Source organism: Maribacter sp. PR66 (assembly GCF_028464205.1).
Lineage (GTDB): Bacteria > Bacteroidota > Bacteroidia > Flavobacteriales > Flavobacteriaceae > Maribacter > Maribacter flavus.
Genome location: NZ_JAQPCH010000001.1, coordinates 717,854 through 734,417 on the forward strand (window position 1 = coordinate 717,854; position 16,564 = coordinate 734,417).

The following is a 16,564-nucleotide window of genomic DNA, read 5'->3' on the forward strand; positions in this document are numbered from 1 at the left end:
GACCGTTTTTTACTATTTTTGCACCTCAAATGATTTGGTTATGCCCAAAATCGGTGATATAGAACTACCTGATTTTCCGTTGCTACTGGCTCCTATGGAGGATGTGAGTGATCCACCCTTTCGTGCTTTATGCAAGGAGCAGGGAGCCGATGTGGTCTTTACCGAGTTCATTTCTTCAGAGGGCCTAATTCGAGACGCTGCCAAAAGTGTTATGAAGTTGGACATTTACGAAAAGGAACGTCCTGTGGGCATTCAGATTTTTGGGGCCAACTTGGATAGTATGTTGCAATCCGTGGAGATTGTGGAAAAATCAAACCCGGACATCATAGATATCAATTTTGGTTGCCCGGTCAAAAAAGTAGTATCCAAGGGTGCAGGCGCTGGTATTTTGAAGGATATCGACTTGATGGTTTCCCTTACGGATGCCATGGTAAAACATACCAAACTCCCCATTACGGTGAAGACCCGTTTGGGCTGGGACGAGGATTCCATAAAAATCGTTGAGGTTGCGGAACGTTTACAGGATGTTGGCTGCAAGGCCATTTCCATTCATGGGCGTACCCGTGCCCAAATGTATAAGGGCTACGCAAAATGGGAACCTATTGCGGAAGTAAAGAACAATCCCCGGATGCATATACCCGTTTTTGGAAATGGGGATGTGGACACTCCCGAGGCCGCTATGAAAATGCGCGATGAATACGGACTTGACGGTGCCATGATCGGAAGGGCCAGTATTGGATATCCTTGGTTTTTTAGGGAAGTAAAACACTATTTTAAGACCGGTGAACATCTTGCCCTTCCAACCATGCAAGAACGCGTGCACGCCGCAAGAAGGCATTTACAGATGTCCATAGACTGGAAGGGGGAGAAACTAGGCGTTTTTGAAACCAGAAGACATTATACCAATTATTTCAAAGGGATTCCCAATTTTAAGGAATACCGTATGAAAATGGTCACCAGCGATGATGCCGTGGATGTTTTTGATGCCTTTGATGAGGTGCTTGAAAAATTTGGAGACTATCAGTTCGAGCAAGTTTAAGCTGCAATCAACTTTTTATTGATTCGGCTGCTGGCAATTTTGGAAGCGATAAAGCCTAATACCAGAATAGTCGCTAACACGGTCAAAACATTGATCAATTGAAATTCAACCGGATAGGCCAAAGAGGGTGTAATCTTAAGCCACCCAAAGAAAATCTGGGACCATACCAATAGCGACCCCAGCAATACCCCTATCAATCCCCCAAATCCTGTAACCAAGATTCCTTGAACAAAATAAATGTTGCGCAATTCCTTTATGGTAGTTCCCAAACTGTACAAGGTTTTGGAATTCTGTTGTTTGTCCAAGATCATCATGATAATTGCCCCCACCACATTGAACAGTGCAATGATCAACACCAGCGTAAAGATGAGGTAGGTGGCCATATTTTCGGTATTCAGCATTTTATAGAGGGTGCTATTCAATTCCTGCCGATTCCTTACCATGACAGAATCCCCTAAAACCTCCTCGATTTCGGAACGGACGGTTTGCTCATCCGTACCATCCTTCAATTTAAAATTGATACCGGAAATATCGTTTTCGGTTTTTTCCAATAAGGCTTGGGTCAGGGAAAGGTCGGCAAAAACGTATTTATTGTCCAAATCGGCCTCTACGGCATATACACCTCCAATGATGACGGGAAGTCGGTTATACAAAGCACTCACACCAACGCCTCCTTGGGAAAGGGATCCCTTGCCTGGCTTAAAGGCATAGATCTGCATAGGGCTTCGAAATTGATTGATGGTAACGCTAAGGATATTCGCAATACCTATCCCCGAAACCACCTGTTGGTCGTTGATGGTCCAGTTTCCTAAATACAATATGCTATCTGTATTTACCACCTTGGTATAGTTGGAATCGATGCCCTTGATGTAGGCAATGTGATTTTTTCCCTTATGTTCCAGGTATACCTTTTCCTCAATTTCCTTGGAATAGTAGGCCAGGCCACTGATACCGGCCAAGCGTTGTTCTTGTTCTGGGGTAATGGAAAAGAATTTTCCGAATGTGGGTTGTGCCTTCAGCTCCGGGTCAAAGGAATTGGTGAAGGAAAGGCTGAAAGTTTTAAGTCCCGCGAAGCCGGAAAGTACTATGAAAAGCGCCGCTGAACCAATGACGATGACAAGAAAAGTGATAAAATTAATGATGTTTACCGCATTTTGTGAGCTCTTGGAGCGCACATATCTTTTGGCGATATAGAGCGGAAAGTTCAAGAATCAGGACTTTTTTCTTCTTGGCAACAAGTCCCTGTTCTCAATAGGGTTTTCCTCCCCTTTCAAGGACTTTTCTATTTTTTCTATATAATCGAGCGAGTCGTCCAAATAGAACAACAATTCCGGAACCCTGCGCAATTGGTTTCGGGTACGTTGGGCCAGTTCGTGCTTGATCAAGGGCTGGTTGGATTTAATGCCTTCCAACAATTCCTTGGCCTGTTCTGTTGGAAATATACTGATGTAGACCTTGGCTATGGAAAGGTCGGTCGTGACGGAAACCTTGGAAACGGAAATCAAGGTACCCCTAAGTCCACCTTCTATGGCGGCTTTTTGAAGGATAGCTACAATATCCTTTTGAATGACCCCGGCGATTTTTCGTTGTCTTTGTGTTTCCATACGGCAAAAATACATAGAATAATGTATCTTGTTATTATTCTATAGGGCACAGATACTGTAAGTGATGAAAAAAATTGAACATTTGGGAGTTGCCGTAAAAAATTTGGAAGATTCAAATGCGCTGTTCGAAAAATTGTTGGGAGAGGCACCTTATAAGGAAGAGGTGGTTGCCTCTGAAGGTGTTAGAACTTCTTTTTTTAAAAATGGCCCCAACAAAATAGAGCTTTTGGAGTCCTTGAACGATAACGGCCCCATTGCCACGTTTTTGGCAAAAAAGGGCGAGGGTATTCACCATGTTGCTTTTGAAGTAGCCGATATTCGTTCCGAAATAGCGCGTTTAAAACAAGAGGGTTTTGAAGTCTTGGGTGATGAACCAAAAAGAGGCGCCGATAATAAATGGGTGGTCTTTGTGCATCCTAAGTCCACGAACGGTATATTGATAGAATTATGCCAAGAAATCAAATAGGCAATTGGTCATTGCGGACCGGTTGAATTGGCAACCTAAAATGTTGTGGCATATAAAAATAAGTGGTAATATTGCATCCGCAATTTGCGGGTCCTATAGCTCAGCTGGTTAGAGCACCTGACTCATAATCAGGGGGTCCCTGGTTCGAGCCCAGGTGGGACCACGGAGTGGTCAAAAAGTCTTAGCGTAAGCTAGGACTTTTTTTGTGGAATGAACTTTGGGCGAGAATGGTATTATTGGGACTTCAATTCGTTAAGATTCTTAAACGTTTTGTCCAAAATCCACCGGGAGCTCAAAAACCTTTAAATCGAAAAAGGGAAGGGCCGCCATTAGGTGATCGAAGATGTCCGCCATCACATATTCATAGTTTTCCCAGCGTTTGTCCGCACTAAAGGCATAGATTTCCAAAGGAATACCTTGCGGGGTAGGAGCCAGTTGTCTAACCATCAGGGTCATGCCCTTATTCACGGCAGAGTGGTTTTCCAAATAGTCCGTAATATACTTGCGAAAGACGCCTATGTTGGTGAGGTTTCTACCGTTGATCGCCAGTTCCTTGTTCCGTCCATTTTCTATATTGAAGGCCTTTATTTTTTCGTTTCTGTCGGATAAATACGGTTGTATCAATTGGATTTTTTTGAGCGCTTCCACATCCTTATCGGAGAGAAAACGAATACTTTTTTGACTGATGTTCAAGGCCCTTTTGATCCGTCTCCCTCCCGATTCCTGCATGCCCCTCCAGTTTTTGAAGGAGTCGGATATCAAGGCATAGGTGGGAATGGTGGTAATGGTCTTATCAAAATTTTGCACCTTGACCGTGGCGAGATTGATCTCAATTACATCCCCGTCCGCCCCATATTTATCAAAGGTGATCCAGTCGCCTATGCGTACCATATCATTGGCGCTTACTTGGATACTTGCCACAAGACCCAAAATGGAATCCTTGAATATCAAAAGAATTATGGCCGACCCAGCACCCAAGGCCGTAAAGAATTTCCAGACCTGTACGTTGGTCACTATGGCCAGAATGGCCAAAATACCTACGGACCAGCCAAAAATCATAAATACCTGTATGTAGCTATCCAGGGGCTTGTCCCTAAACCTTGGTTTGGTTTTTAGGTAATCATTGATACTCCTGAATACACGTTTGATGATTGACAAGGCCAAGAGTACCAACATTACTTGCAGGGTTTTCATGGCAATGCCGCGGGCGAAGTCAAAATCGATAAAAGCGACGGGCATCGTTTTGAACAGGAGAAACATAGGTGCCAGATGGGCAAAGTACCTAGGCACCCTATTGGCAACCAAAAAATTATCGAAATTGGTCTTTGATTGCCTGGCAATCCTTATGGAAAAGGCCCTTAAAAACTTCCAAATGACCCAGTCCAGAATCCATGCCAAAACGAGTACCGCGGCCATCAGGATGGTCAGGTTTAAATATGCGGCAAGCGTTTCGCTGATTCCGGTCTTTATCAAGTAGTCGTAAAGTAGCCTGGATGTTTCTTTTTCCATGCTGCAAAAGTATCAATTATTCCTATTATTTTTTTTGGCATCAACTATCGATACCTTTGTTGGAGGGTTGCTAAGTAATTGAAATTAAGGGTAAATTGATTACATTTAGAGGGCGACCGGATTTCAACCCATTCCAAATGAATTACAAAATCACAACGGCACTGGTTTTGGCAGCTATTATTGGCGGATTGTATGCCTATAAAGCGGGTCTTTTTGAATTCGAAAACGAAGAATACACCAGCCTGTCGTTACCGGAAACGGTAGATTATAATTTTCATATAAAACCGATTCTCTCCGATAATTGCTATACCTGTCACGGTCCCGATGCCAATAAGCGTAAGGCCGGACTGCGCTTGGACGTTCAGGAATCCACATTATCGGAACTACCGGAATCTCCTGGTCACTTCGCCATTGTACCAAAAAACCTTCGGGAGAGCAAGGTCTATCAGGCTATACTATCGGAGGACCCCACGACTCAAATGCCTCCGGCCGATTCCAAATTGTCCCTATCGGCCTATGAGAAAAAACTCATCAAAAAATGGATCGAGCAAGGGGCTCCATTTGAAAAACATTGGGCGTACATCCCGCCTGAAAAAACGTCCCTTCCCCAAACCAAAAGCACTTGGGGCAATAATGAAATCGATGCCTTTGTTCTCAAAAAATTGGAAGAGCACAACTTGGTTCCCTCTGACAAAGCATCCAATGAGACCTTGATACGAAGAATCAGTTTGGACCTCACGGGACTTCCCCCTGATCCAGAATCCGTTGCCCAGCTTTTGGCCCCGGCTTCCCAGGATACCATAGCGCATATCATCGATACTTTTTTGGCCTCCCCGGCCTATGGCGAGCGTATGACCCAATCCTGGTTGGACGTGGCGCGTTATGCGGATTCCCACGGCTATCAGGACGATAGTTACCGTACCATGTGGCCGTGGCGCGATTGGGTCATACATGCATTCAACGAGAACCTACCGTACGACATCTTTTTAACCTGGCAGTTGGCGGGCGACCTCCTGCCCAATCCCACCAAGGAACAGATCTTGGCCACGGGATTCAACAGAAATCATCCCATAACCCAAGAGGGAGGGGTAATACAGGAGGAATATAGGGTCAATTACGTGCTGGACCGTACCAACACCTTGGGGAAAGGGATTTTAGGGCTTACCCTGGAATGTGCACGTTGCCATGACCATAAATACGATGCCATTTCCCAAAAGGACTATTTTGAAATGTTCGCCTTTTTCAACCAGGTGGATGAGAAGGGGCTTCAGATGGATGCCGTGCAGGCCAAGAACCAAGCTTTTTTTGCCGACCCCCCGTTTATCCAGATTTCGGCAGCGGAGACCAATGGCGTACTTTCCTTTATCAACATGAAGGATACCCCCAAGATAAACGTAATGGTCATGAACGATTCCGCACCCAAGACCACCTATATTTTGAATCGTGGGGAATACGACCAACCTACAGATTCCGTCCTTCCAAACACGCCAAAATCAATATTCGCTTTTCCCGATAATCTTCCCAAAAACCGCCTGGGACTCGCACAATGGCTCACGGACCAAAAACATCCATTAACGGCCAGGGTATTCGTGAACCGCATCTGGGCCATGCTTTTTGGAAAGGGCCTTGTGGAAACCGTAGAGGATTTTGGGGTTCAGGGGAGCCTACCTACGCATCCGGAACTATTGGACTGGCTGGCAGTGGATTTCATGGAAAACGGTTGGGACATCAAGTACCTGCTCAAAAAAATAATGCTTTCGGCTACCTACCAACAAAAATCGGAGTTAAGGCCCGACTTGAAACTTTCGGACCCCGAAAATATATGGTGGGCACGAGCCCCTAGGTTTCGAATGAGCGGGGAAATGATTCGCGATTACATCCTTGCCACCAGTGGACTATTAAATCAGGAAATTGGGGGACCCAGCGTAAAGCCCTACCAACCTCCCGGTCTTTGGGAGGAAACGAACGCCGGCGGAAACAGGGGTGTCCTAACAAATTATATTCAGGACGAGGGTGCCGACCTCTACAGACGCTCCCTGTACACCTTTTGGAAAAGGACCCTGCCACCGCCCAACATGACCATTTTTGATGCGCCCACCCGCGATTTTTCGGAAGTTCGACGGCAAAAGACCAATACCCCTTTACAGGCCTTGGTGCTCCAGAACGATGTGCAGATCTTGGAAGCGGCCCGGGTATTGGCCCAAAACTTGGTCTATGAAGACCCAAATGGAAAAGAATATGTGACCGATGTCTTCAGGCGCATCCTAGTCCGGTCTCCCAAAGCGCAGGAATTGGCGGCACTCACCAATTATTACCAGGATGCCTTAAAAGGATATAGGGAGCGACAGGCAGAGGCGGAAAAATTGATTGCGGCAGGGGAATATCCCAGGCTGGAAACCGATGCCGCAAAGACGGCCGCACTCATGCTCACCTCACAGGTAATCTATAATTTGGACGAAACCATCACCAAAGAGTAAGCGTATGGAAGAACATAAAAACGAAAACCCTTTAAAGGTCAATAGGCGCCACTTTTTTTCACAGTTGAGCGTGGGCATAGGTTCCTTGGCCTTAGGATCCCTTTTAATTCCCGATCTGTTCAAGAACGGCTCCAAAGAGTTGGCCCAACAACCTTTGGGCATCCCCCATTTTGCCCCCAAGGCAAAACGGGTCATCTATCTGTTTCAGGCCGGGGCGCCCTCGCAATTGGAAACCTTTGATTATAAACCGATGTTGCGCAAGCGCATGGGTGAAGATTTGCCGGAATCCATCCGAAACGGGCAACGGTTAACGGGCATGACGGCGAATCAGGAAAAGTTTCCGTTGATGCCGCCGGCCGTCAATTTCAGGCAACATGGACAAAGTGGTACCTGGATCAGTGATTTTTTTCCGTATACGGCTAAAATTGCCGATGAGATCACGGTCATCCGCAGTATGCATACCGAAGCAATCAACCACGATCCCGCCATCACCTTTTTTCAGACCGGGAGCCAGATATCCGGTAGGCCCAGTATGGGTTCTTGGATGAGTTATGGCCTGGGCAGCGAAAATAAGAACCTGCCTTCTTTTGTGGTTCTGACCTCTAGGGGAGATGGCAATAGCCAAGGGCTCTATTCAAAACTTTGGTCCAGCGGGTTTTTGGATTCCAAGCACCAAGGGGTGCTGTTGCGTTCCGGAAAGGACCCCGTACTCTATCTCAATGACCCGGAGGGTATTTCCCGATCGGAAAAACGAGACCTCTTGAACGAGGTATCCGTATTGAACAAGTTACACCATGTGGAGACGGGCGATGACGAGATAGAATCGCGTATTGCCCAATATGAAATGGCGTATCGCATGCAGATGTCGGTTCCCGATGTCATGGACATTTCCAAGGAACCCAAATCCATTATCGACCTATATGGCGAGGATTGCCAGGTACCCGGAACCTATGCGGCCAATGCGCTTCAAGCAAGAAGATTGGCGGAGAACGGGGTGAGGTTCATACAATTATACCATCAGGGCTGGGACCAGCACGGCAATCTGCCCAACGAAATGGCGGGTCAGGCGAAGGATGTTGACCAAGCCTCGGCCGCTTTGGTTTTGGATCTGAAACAACGGGGCATGTTGGAGGATACCTTGGTAATCTGGGGAGGAGAATTCGGAAGGGGCAATTACTGCCAAGGAAAGTTCGACCCGGCCAATTACGGCAGGGACCACCACCCCAGGGCCTTTAGTATCTGGATGGCCGGTGGGGGCATAAAGCAAGGCTTGAATTACGGTCAGACCGATGAATTTGGGTACAACGTCATTGAAAATCCGGTGCATATCAACGATTTTCATGCAACCTTGATGTATGCCTTGGGACTGGACCATGAACAGCTCACATATAAGTATCAGGGGCGTCGTTTTCGATTGACGGACGTGGCCGGGAACGTTATCAAAGATCTTTTAGCATAACCCGATGACAAAGTCTACGCAAAAACGCTGGGTGGACTACCTCATTTTGGGGCTTTCCGTCTTTTTGGTCTTTTGCCTGCTGTTTGAATCCTACATGGAATTACCGGCGTGGGTGTCCTGGTTGGGACGGTGGCATCCCTTGGTGCTGCATTTCCCCATTGTGCTGCTGCTTATAGCAATTTTCTTGAGCCTAACGGGTAAAAATGTGCCGAAAAGGTTGCTAATAGTTGCGGTTGTATCGGCCTTGGTTACGGCCATATCAGGATTTTTTCTAGGGAAGGACACCTTGGTAAAAGGAGACCTGCTCGTTTGGCACCAATGGTTGGGCGGGGCCCTGGCCTTGCTATCGGCAGTATGGTATGCCTTCGTAAATATGTTTCCATCCCAAATACGCTACCAACAAGTAATCCAGGTCGTACTCATAGGACTTATTGGGTTTACGGGCCACTATGGGGGAATGGTCACCCATGGACCGGATTTTTTGGCCTTTCCACAAAGCAAAAGACTAGATAAAATACCCGAAAACCCGAATATTTATTCGGATGTCGTGATGCGTATTTTGGACAATACCTGCCTATCCTGCCACAACCCCAACAAACAAAAAGGCGAACTCTTGATGACAAACCTTGACCAACTTTTTAAAGGGGGAGAACACGGCCCGGCCGTGGTACCCGGGGATTTGGAAAAGAGTTTGTTGGTACGGCGTGTACGGCTGCCCAAAGAGGACGAGGACCATATGCCACCGGAGGGAAAGACCCCTTTGAGCGAACTCGAAATCAATATCTTGGAACGTTGGATTGCCCTGGGCGCTCCCGATACGGTACGACTCGACCAGCTAGAACCCTCGGAACCGCTGGTAGGGCTCATACAGGAAATGAGGACGCCGGACCACGAAGAAAAATGGAGGAGTTTTGCCACGGTTGCGGATAGTACCTTGCAGAACCTGTCCTCGGACTATCTCACCATTGAAAGAATGGTGGCCAACTCCAACGCCCTTAGTGTGGACGTCTATGCGCCACCAAACTATGACCCCAAACCGATAACGGATTTAAAACGGGTAGCGGACAACCTCGTGGAATTGGATGTGAGCGGCCTGCCGGTTGGCACTGAGGAGATGGCCACAATCGCCTCCTGTACGAATCTGGAATGGTTGGAAATTGATGGAACCCCATTGACGGACAAAGAGTTACAATCGCTTACGAATTTGCAGAACCTGACCCTCCTCAAGGTATACCAAACGGGAATAACGGATCGGAGCGTAGAAGTTTTCAAACAGTTGCCGAAGCTCTCCAAACTCTATGTTTGGGATACGAATATCTCCGATGCGGCTCTGGAAGCCCTTCAAAAAGAGCGTCCCGCACTTCAGGTATACAAGGGCATAGACCCCAAGACCAAGGACTTTTTTGTAACGACCGATTCCACGGATACCAGCAGTCTCCAATAAGTTTGCCCTTTAATAAGAAACTGTTTACCAAAATGCTTTCCCGTTTTAATGTTCCATCACAAATGCCATTGGTCAAGAGAAGAGTCCACCAAACAAAAATGCTAACCAAGGGTAGGTTTTTGTTGTTGCACCAAGTGAGGTGGTCTACCTATCTTTAACTAGCCTCTTTTTGTTTATCAAAATGAGTATTATTTGTCAAGGTACATCAACGACTTTAGCGATAAATGCCCTTAAGCAAAACTTTAGGTCAATAAATGGACCTGTAAAGAACACTGTCTTGAATGGTCTTGGACCAAAAAGCCAAACCAAGACCTTATAAATTGCATCAGATTGAACTATCTATTTTTTCTATTCCATTCCCTGTGCATGTAACAATTCCATGCCGGTGGATGAGCGTGGTTTAAAACCGGGCCAATCCTTCTCATTGGAGTTTTTAGGAATGTCCAAGAGTAGGGAATGGTCCTCTCCCTTTAGATGGATACCCAGAAATGCGGTGACAAAGTGTTGATTAACATTATTTATTTTACGCTGGTCCCATGAGGAATCTGCATAGCGATAATATTCATCCATGTGGAGTCCGGGCGCCAAGGATTCGGTCGGTGGTGGATTTGGGGCCACATTATGCCTTGCATTCATATAGGTAAGCAGGTATCGGTCTGCATTGATAGCTCCTTCATATAGGGCCTTGATACCATTTTCATAGCCGGATATATCATCCTGACTGCCGGCAATGAAAAAAGTGGGTTTTTTTAACCCTTTTAACCCTTCAGCATCCCAAACCCCCCGCGCCATACCCCAAGGGGCAAAGGCTACGATCGCCTTTATGCGTGGATCAATGGATTCTTGATAATCGGGATTGCTAGCTACAAGGGATTGGATAGCCGTGCTGCCCCCTGTCATTTGTCTGAAGAAACCAGCAGCACCATCACTATAACCCGCACCACCCACATTTAAAACACCATAGCCGCCCATGGAATAACCAATTATGCCCGTACGGTCTATATCCGTAATTTTCCCAAAGGGGGTATTGGTCAAAGCAGCCATTTCATTTAAAACAAATGTGATGTCCTTGGCCCTGTTCAGCAAGGTACTGTAAAACGCATTGGCGTCCCTAAAAGTAGAATCGGTATGGTCAATGGCAACAACTACATACCCTTTGGATGCTAAATTTTCTGTGAGATAGGTCATCAAATAGCGCGAACCTACATAGCCATGCGAAACTATTACCAAGGGAAAAGCACCTTCCGTTGTTTTTGGTGCTGCGTCTCGAACGGCCCTGCCTTTAAAAGTAAAGGGAATCAATGGGCGCAGGCTATCCCCACGCGTGCCCATTACTTCTTCGTATGTCGTCAATACGTTGTTGGCTGATGCTACTGCTGCAGGATACCAAACTTCAACGGTCAGAGGTCGATCGTAAAGCACGTCCTTTCCTCCTTTAGAATTTAGGATGTCAATTTGATCTTTATGGAAGAGCTCCATGGTTTGGACCCCTACGGTGTGTTTGCCCCGTGCGGCAAGTTTCGGTGCATCCGGTAAGAGATCACCGTATAGAAATTCTTGTTGGGCGTTAAGCGTTTTTCCAGCACACAGTGCAAGAAAGAATATGGCCAAAAATGGCATGGAGCAGATTTTTTTACCTTTCATGATCGCGTTTTACGTTAGGTAATCAAGATACTTAATTTTGATTGTTTCCTAACAGCCAAGTCAAAATTTACAAGGCATTTGGGACATTACGATATTCCATAAGGCTATTTCGTTAAAATGGCCGGTATAGCCGCACGCTTTTAGGATGCGCTTTTGAATGTTGGGCCTAGTAGGTTCGATGCCTTCAGGAAAGTACTTTGGTATATTATAGGATAATCACGTATCTTGTAAAGGCCCACCCTGTTCGCAATTTCAATGTTCCCCCGAAATATGTTATTGCTGCTATCCAGAAATGGGCCTATTTTTACGGGAACAAAGAAAGGATGCGGAATCAAACTAAAAAATACCCAATTATGGGGATATTTTCGTTGGATATAAGAAGTAAAGTTTAACATTATAGGCAAATGCTTAAGAATTGAAAATATTGACAAATCAGAAATCCCACGGCATATTTTAATATTTTTCACACTTTCCTGTTTTTGGCTCAGCTTCCATTCGAAATGATATTTTCTATAAACCTTAAAAAAGGTATTGGTCATCAACTGAGAAAGATAGTTCCAAATAAAGATTATATCCCATGTTTGGGTGAACGAGCACGGTAGTCGCAATCAATCGACTTATCTTTAACAACAAAACACCATGACACACGAGACCTATATGCAAATGGCCATCACAAAGGCCAAAGAGGGGAAAAGCGCTTCTACCGGAGGTGCTTTTGGGGCAGTTATCGTTTTAAACGATGAAGTAGTGTGCGCCGTGCACAATCAAGTAAAAAAGGAACAGGACATTACCCAACATGCGGAGCTACACGCCATTCAAATTGCTGCTAAAAAACTGGGCAAGCATCGATTAAAGGATTGTGTGCTATATACCAGTTGCGAACCTTGTATGATGTGCTTGGGAGCCTGTTATTGGGCGCAGTTTAAAGCCGTTTATTTTGGGGCCTCTGCGCAGGATGCCAAGGATTATGGATATGTGTATTCCAATTGTTACTACGAAATGGATAGCGACCAGCGGCACAAGGAATTTAGAATGACGCAGCTATTGGCTAAGGAGGCCATATCGGTTTGGGAGGAAAAGGGTGTTTCTCGTTAAGTGAAATGGGAAGGGTCAGAATTCGATACTTTTTCCATCGCCGATAAAGGTTTCAAAAACGATAGGATGGAATTTTAGATTTCTCACGTTCATTATATTCAGTTCGAAATGACATCGGGAGTGATTGGGTCATTTTGACTCAGCTCAGTGAACAAGCTGTGGACTGGCCGCTCAAGGCAGTTTTTTTGACTAGAAAGCTTCTCGATACATTTTCGACTTCACTACCGTTCGTTTGAAAACACTCGAAGTGACAGAATGTTTATTCGATATTTTTTGGATTTCTATACTCGATTCGAAATGACATATTGGTCAATTTGTGAATCAGGTAACCGTTCGACACCTGCAAGCTATGGTCTACAAAATGATGATCATTCTGTACGTATTCTTCGCTCTAACCAAAAAAACAAGCACATTCCTGCGGCGTAGCAAAGTAAGTCCCAAGGGTCTTGTGTATAGCGCGCATTTATAATGGGCAGATATCCTTCGAAGTAGCCAGCGAATAGCAAGGTGACTGTGAAGCACAACATAGGGGGCAATTGCAATCTATTGTCCGATTTTATAAATCGCGCCACTTCCAAACAAATTTTCAGCACAATGGGCATACACAAGAAATCGTTCAGATAATTATTTGCTAGCGCTGGAAGGGATATCTCCAAGCGTTGCGCCAAATAGATCAACACCGCAAAGAGTGAAAATACCTGAAAATAGTGTTTTTGAAATGTTAGAAAGACCTGCTTCATCGGAATGGTTTCAAATCCTAAGCCGCAATATATCCAAAAACCAACGCTAAAAAAGAACCTATGGCCAGTACCACAATCCAAATCGAGTAAAAAAATCGGGCGGTATACCGGATGACTATATTCTCATGTTGCTTTGCGTCTTCAAAAAAGAGGGTTATTTTATTTTTTTTCTTTACCTTTTGGATTGCTCTCTTTTCCTTTGCCTTTTGCTGGCGTTCAAGCTTTCTTTTTAAATTAATATTGATTATTTCCCCACAGTTTTTACAATAATCCCGATTTAAATTTTCGGTTCCACAATTTTGACAGGTTCTATAGGTGTCTACGGACATTTATTATTAATTGTTTTCGAGTTTATATGTATTGACTTCGGGATTCTTTTATTGATATTCTCAACCATCGTTCTAACCAATCAAGACCTCCAAAACCCGGTCTGGGGTAAAAGGTAGGTGCCGCAAGCGTTTGCCCGTCAATTTTAAAAAGGCATTGGCAATGGCCCCAGCCACCATAGGCGTTGCCGTTTCACCCACTCCTTCCGGATGTTCCGCTGAGGGTATAATCACCGTTTCAATACTATCGGGTACTTCCTGCATGCGCAAGAGTGGATAATTGTCGTAGTTGCTTTGTTGTACTTGGCCATCCACCAAGGTAATCTGTTCTTTGAGCACGGAGCTGATGCCCATAATAATGCCCCCTTCCATCTGGGCTTTTACATTGTCCGGTTGTACCACCACACCGGCATCCAGGGCGATCCAAAAATGGTGCACGTTGATTTTTCCCGTGTTGCGGTCCACCGAAATTTCACATACGCCGGTTCCCAAGGAACCATGTTCTACAAAGGCAACGCCTTTGGCCCGACCTTCAGGGGAAGGAGCTTCCCAAGCTGAAATTTCGGCCACTTTTTCCAAGGTAGCCAAGGCACGTGGGGAATCGGCCATCAGTTTTCTTCGAAAAGCAACGGGATCTATACCTTGGTCCTGGGCCACTTCGTCCAACATCGCCTCGATGGCAAATTTATTGGGCCCGTGCCCTACGGAACGCCAATGTTTTAGACGTACCCCATGCGCGGCTTCCCGCCACTCCACCCACTGGTTAGGGATGGCATAATAATCGTTTCGGGTCCCACCGGCCACCAGATTGCCACCATCGCCCACCACACAGTGCGAGAAACCGCTGAGGTTGCCCTGGTCATCGGTACTTACTTTGAGTCTTTGTAGTGTGAGTGGCCTATAAGCACCATAGCGGACATCATCCTCCCGGGTCCATAGCAACTTTACGGGCCTGGGTGCCATTTCCTGTGCCAGGCGGCCACATTCCAGAACAAAATCGTTCATACTGCGCCGTCCAAAGCCACCGCCTAAATACTGCAGGTGTACATTGACGGCTTCGTGGGAAATGCCCAAGAGATCGGGAATCCCCAATTTGGTATCCGGACCTTGCTGGCTACCTACCCAGACTTCGGCACTTTGGCCATCAGCGGCTACTTGAACCACCGCATTCAGAGGTTCCATTTGGGCATGGTAGACATAGTCGTTCTTGAAGTCGGCTTCATAGGTTTTGGCCGCGGTCCGAAACGCTTGGTCCACATCCCCCACTTCATTAACGGTATTTCCTTTTTTTGGGGCACTGGCCATTTGGGCATACACATCGTAAATTTCCTGTGAGTTGAATCCGGAGGCCTGCGCATCGCTCCATGTGATGTCAAGAACTTTTTTAGCTGCCAAGGCAGCCTCCAAAGTACTTGCTACAATACCAATAGCATAGTTAAAAGGCACAACTTTTAAAACACCATCCATGGCCAGGATTTCCGATTCGTTGTTCAGGGTGGGTTTGGCCCCATGTAAGGCACCCCGTTCTAAAACACCATAGACCATATCGGGCAAACGAAGGTCGATGGCAAATTGGGCACTCCCGTCCACTTTCTGTGGGATTTCCGTACGGGGAATTAGACTTCCGATTAATTTAAAATCTTTAGGATTCTTTAATCCCCCATCATTAAAATCGGGCAAGGTTTCGGGCATGGTCAAATAGGATACCAAGTCACCATAGGATATTTTTTGCCCGCTTTTTTCGTGAATGATCGTACTGGAACCCGTAGTCAATTCTTCGATGGGCACCTTCCAATGAGTTGCCGCGGAATGTAGCAACACATAACGGGCCTGAGCCCCCGCTTTGCGCATTACGGTATAATAGCTATTCGTGGTGCGGCTGCCCACAGTGAACATAAGCTTGGTGCCGGGTTGCCATCCCTGGGAACCGTAAATGTCCGATTCCTGGGGAGAAAATTCTACATCCACTTTGGACCAATCCGCATCCATTTCTTCGGCAAAAATGACCGGAAGTGACGTCATAGATCCCTGGCCCATTTCTGCGGCGGGATTGTATATGGTTATCTGGCCATCTTCGGTGATTCGTACCCAAGCCGTGACGTCGTGTTTTGCGAATTGGCCCTGCATGCCTTTGGCGTCCGAACAGGAGATTAAATTGGGCAATAGTCCCGAAACTCCAATAAAAAGGGCCGCTCCTCCAGAGGATTTTAGGAACTGCCTGCGGCCTACCGGTGCTATTGTTTTTTTGCTGATATTTTTCATGGCCTTAGGAAGTTGTAGTGGTTTGTTCCTTGGCCATTTCTATGGCCTCTAGGATGCGTAAATAGGTGCCACAACGGCAAAGCACCCCGTTCATATGGCTTTTGATTTCTTCTCGTGACGGATTCGGATTTTTTTCCAAGAGTGTGGCCGCCTGCATGATTTGCCCCGATTGGCAGTAGCCACATTGAGGTGCCTGCGCTTTTACCCACGCCTTTTGCAAGGGATGGTCACCATTTTCAGACAGACCTTCTATAGTCTTGATTTTCTGTCCATTGGCCACATTGTCCACTTGAAGGACACAGGCCCTGACCGGATTCCCATCCAAATGGATGGTGCAACTACCACATTGCGCGATACCGCAACTATATTTAGTACCCGTAAGTCCCAAGTGTTCCCGCAATACCCAAAGTAAAGAAGTGCCTTGGGCTACATCGACCTCATATGAGGTTCCATTAATATTCAGTGAATAGGTAGCCATAATCATTTAGTTTCCGTTAAG

General features: G+C 46.1%; 14 protein-coding genes and 1 tRNA gene. 7 read left to right on the plus strand and 8 right to left on the minus strand.

The window, feature by feature from the left end; translation table 11 throughout:
• Positions 1–40 precede the first annotated feature (40 nt).
• Positions 41–1,039, plus strand: coding sequence for a tRNA dihydrouridine synthase DusB (gene dusB, locus PP181_RS03055; protein ID WP_272635941.1), 999 nt, complete (start codon positions 41–43; stop codon positions 1,037–1,039).
• Here dusB and PP181_RS03060 read toward each other — a convergent pair.
• Together PP181_RS03060 and rbfA are read right to left on the minus strand one after the other, a co-directional pair.
• Positions 1,036–2,247 (minus strand): ABC transporter permease, encoded by a 1,212-nt coding sequence (locus PP181_RS03060; protein ID WP_272635942.1) that lies wholly within the window; start codon positions 2,245–2,247, stop codon positions 1,036–1,038. The two genes, dusB and PP181_RS03060, sit on opposite strands and share 4 nt — an antisense overlap.
• A 3-nt stretch (positions 2,248–2,250) precedes the next feature.
• On the minus strand, positions 2,251–2,643 hold the full coding sequence (gene rbfA, locus PP181_RS03065; protein WP_154917778.1) for a 30S ribosome-binding factor RbfA: 393 nt from the start codon (positions 2,641–2,643) through the stop codon (positions 2,251–2,253).
• 64 nt (positions 2,644–2,707) lie between these two features.
• Here rbfA and mce point away from each other — a divergent pair, with 64 nt between their 5' ends.
• Both mce and PP181_RS03075 read left to right on the plus strand, forming a co-directional pair.
• On the plus strand, positions 2,708–3,109 hold the full coding sequence (gene mce, locus PP181_RS03070) for a methylmalonyl-CoA epimerase (protein WP_154917779.1): 402 nt from the start codon (positions 2,708–2,710) through the stop codon (positions 3,107–3,109).
• Between the two features lie 89 nt (positions 3,110–3,198).
• Positions 3,199–3,272 (plus strand) — tRNA-Ile (locus PP181_RS03075).
• A 98-nt stretch (positions 3,273–3,370) separates the two neighbouring features.
• Here the strand turns inward: PP181_RS03075 and PP181_RS03080 are convergent.
• The gene (locus PP181_RS03080) at positions 3,371–4,618 is read right to left on the minus strand and encodes a mechanosensitive ion channel family protein (protein WP_272635943.1); all 1,248 of its coding nucleotides are present in this window, start codon (positions 4,616–4,618) and stop codon (positions 3,371–3,373) included.
• 137 nt (positions 4,619–4,755) lie between these two features.
• Between PP181_RS03080 and PP181_RS03085 the strand changes: the two genes are divergently transcribed.
• Genes PP181_RS03085 through PP181_RS03095 form a run of 3 tightly spaced genes read left to right on the plus strand, consistent with a single transcriptional unit; the run spans position 4,756 to position 9,998 of the window.
• Positions 4,756–7,095, plus strand: a complete 2,340-nt coding sequence (locus PP181_RS03085) for a PSD1 and planctomycete cytochrome C domain-containing protein (RefSeq protein ID WP_272635944.1) — start codon at positions 4,756–4,758, stop codon at positions 7,093–7,095.
• Positions 7,096–7,099: 4 nt separating this feature from the next.
• A complete protein-coding gene (locus PP181_RS03090) occupies positions 7,100–8,554 on the plus strand; it encodes a DUF1501 domain-containing protein (protein ID WP_154917791.1) in 1,455 nt (484 codons plus the stop codon).
• A gap of 4 nt (positions 8,555–8,558) precedes the next feature.
• A complete protein-coding gene (locus PP181_RS03095; protein ID WP_154917792.1) occupies positions 8,559–9,998 on the plus strand; it encodes a c-type cytochrome domain-containing protein in 1,440 nt (479 codons plus the stop codon).
• Between the two features lie 348 nt (positions 9,999–10,346).
• On the opposite strand, the gene PP181_RS03100 is transcribed toward PP181_RS03095, so the two are convergent.
• Positions 10,347–11,642, minus strand: coding sequence for an alpha/beta hydrolase family protein (locus PP181_RS03100; protein WP_246160826.1), 1,296 nt, complete (start codon positions 11,640–11,642; stop codon positions 10,347–10,349).
• A 639-nt stretch (positions 11,643–12,281) separates the two neighbouring features.
• Here PP181_RS03100 and PP181_RS03105 point away from each other — a divergent pair.
• On the plus strand, positions 12,282–12,737 hold the full coding sequence (locus PP181_RS03105; protein WP_154917793.1) for a nucleoside deaminase: 456 nt from the start codon (positions 12,282–12,284) through the stop codon (positions 12,735–12,737).
• 368 nt (positions 12,738–13,105) lie between these two features.
• On the opposite strand, the gene PP181_RS03110 is transcribed toward PP181_RS03105, so the two are convergent.
• The 4 genes from PP181_RS03110 to PP181_RS03125 all read right to left on the minus strand — a co-directional run bounded on the left by PP181_RS03110 (position 13,106) and on the right by PP181_RS03125 (position 16,543).
• Positions 13,106–13,477, minus strand: coding sequence for a hypothetical protein (locus PP181_RS03110; protein WP_154917794.1), 372 nt, complete (start codon positions 13,475–13,477; stop codon positions 13,106–13,108).
• A 17-nt stretch (positions 13,478–13,494) separates the two neighbouring features.
• Complete coding sequence (locus PP181_RS03115; protein WP_272635945.1) at positions 13,495–13,806, minus strand: hypothetical protein; 312 nt, start codon at positions 13,804–13,806, stop codon at positions 13,495–13,497.
• Positions 13,807–13,878: 72 nt separating this feature from the next.
• Entirely contained in the window at positions 13,879–16,065 is a 2,187-nt protein-coding gene (locus PP181_RS03120) for a xanthine dehydrogenase family protein molybdopterin-binding subunit (protein WP_272635946.1), read from the minus strand.
• Positions 16,066–16,069: 4 nt separating this feature from the next.
• A complete protein-coding gene (locus PP181_RS03125; protein ID WP_272635947.1) occupies positions 16,070–16,543 on the minus strand; it encodes a (2Fe-2S)-binding protein in 474 nt (157 codons plus the stop codon).
• Positions 16,544–16,564 lie beyond the last annotated feature (21 nt).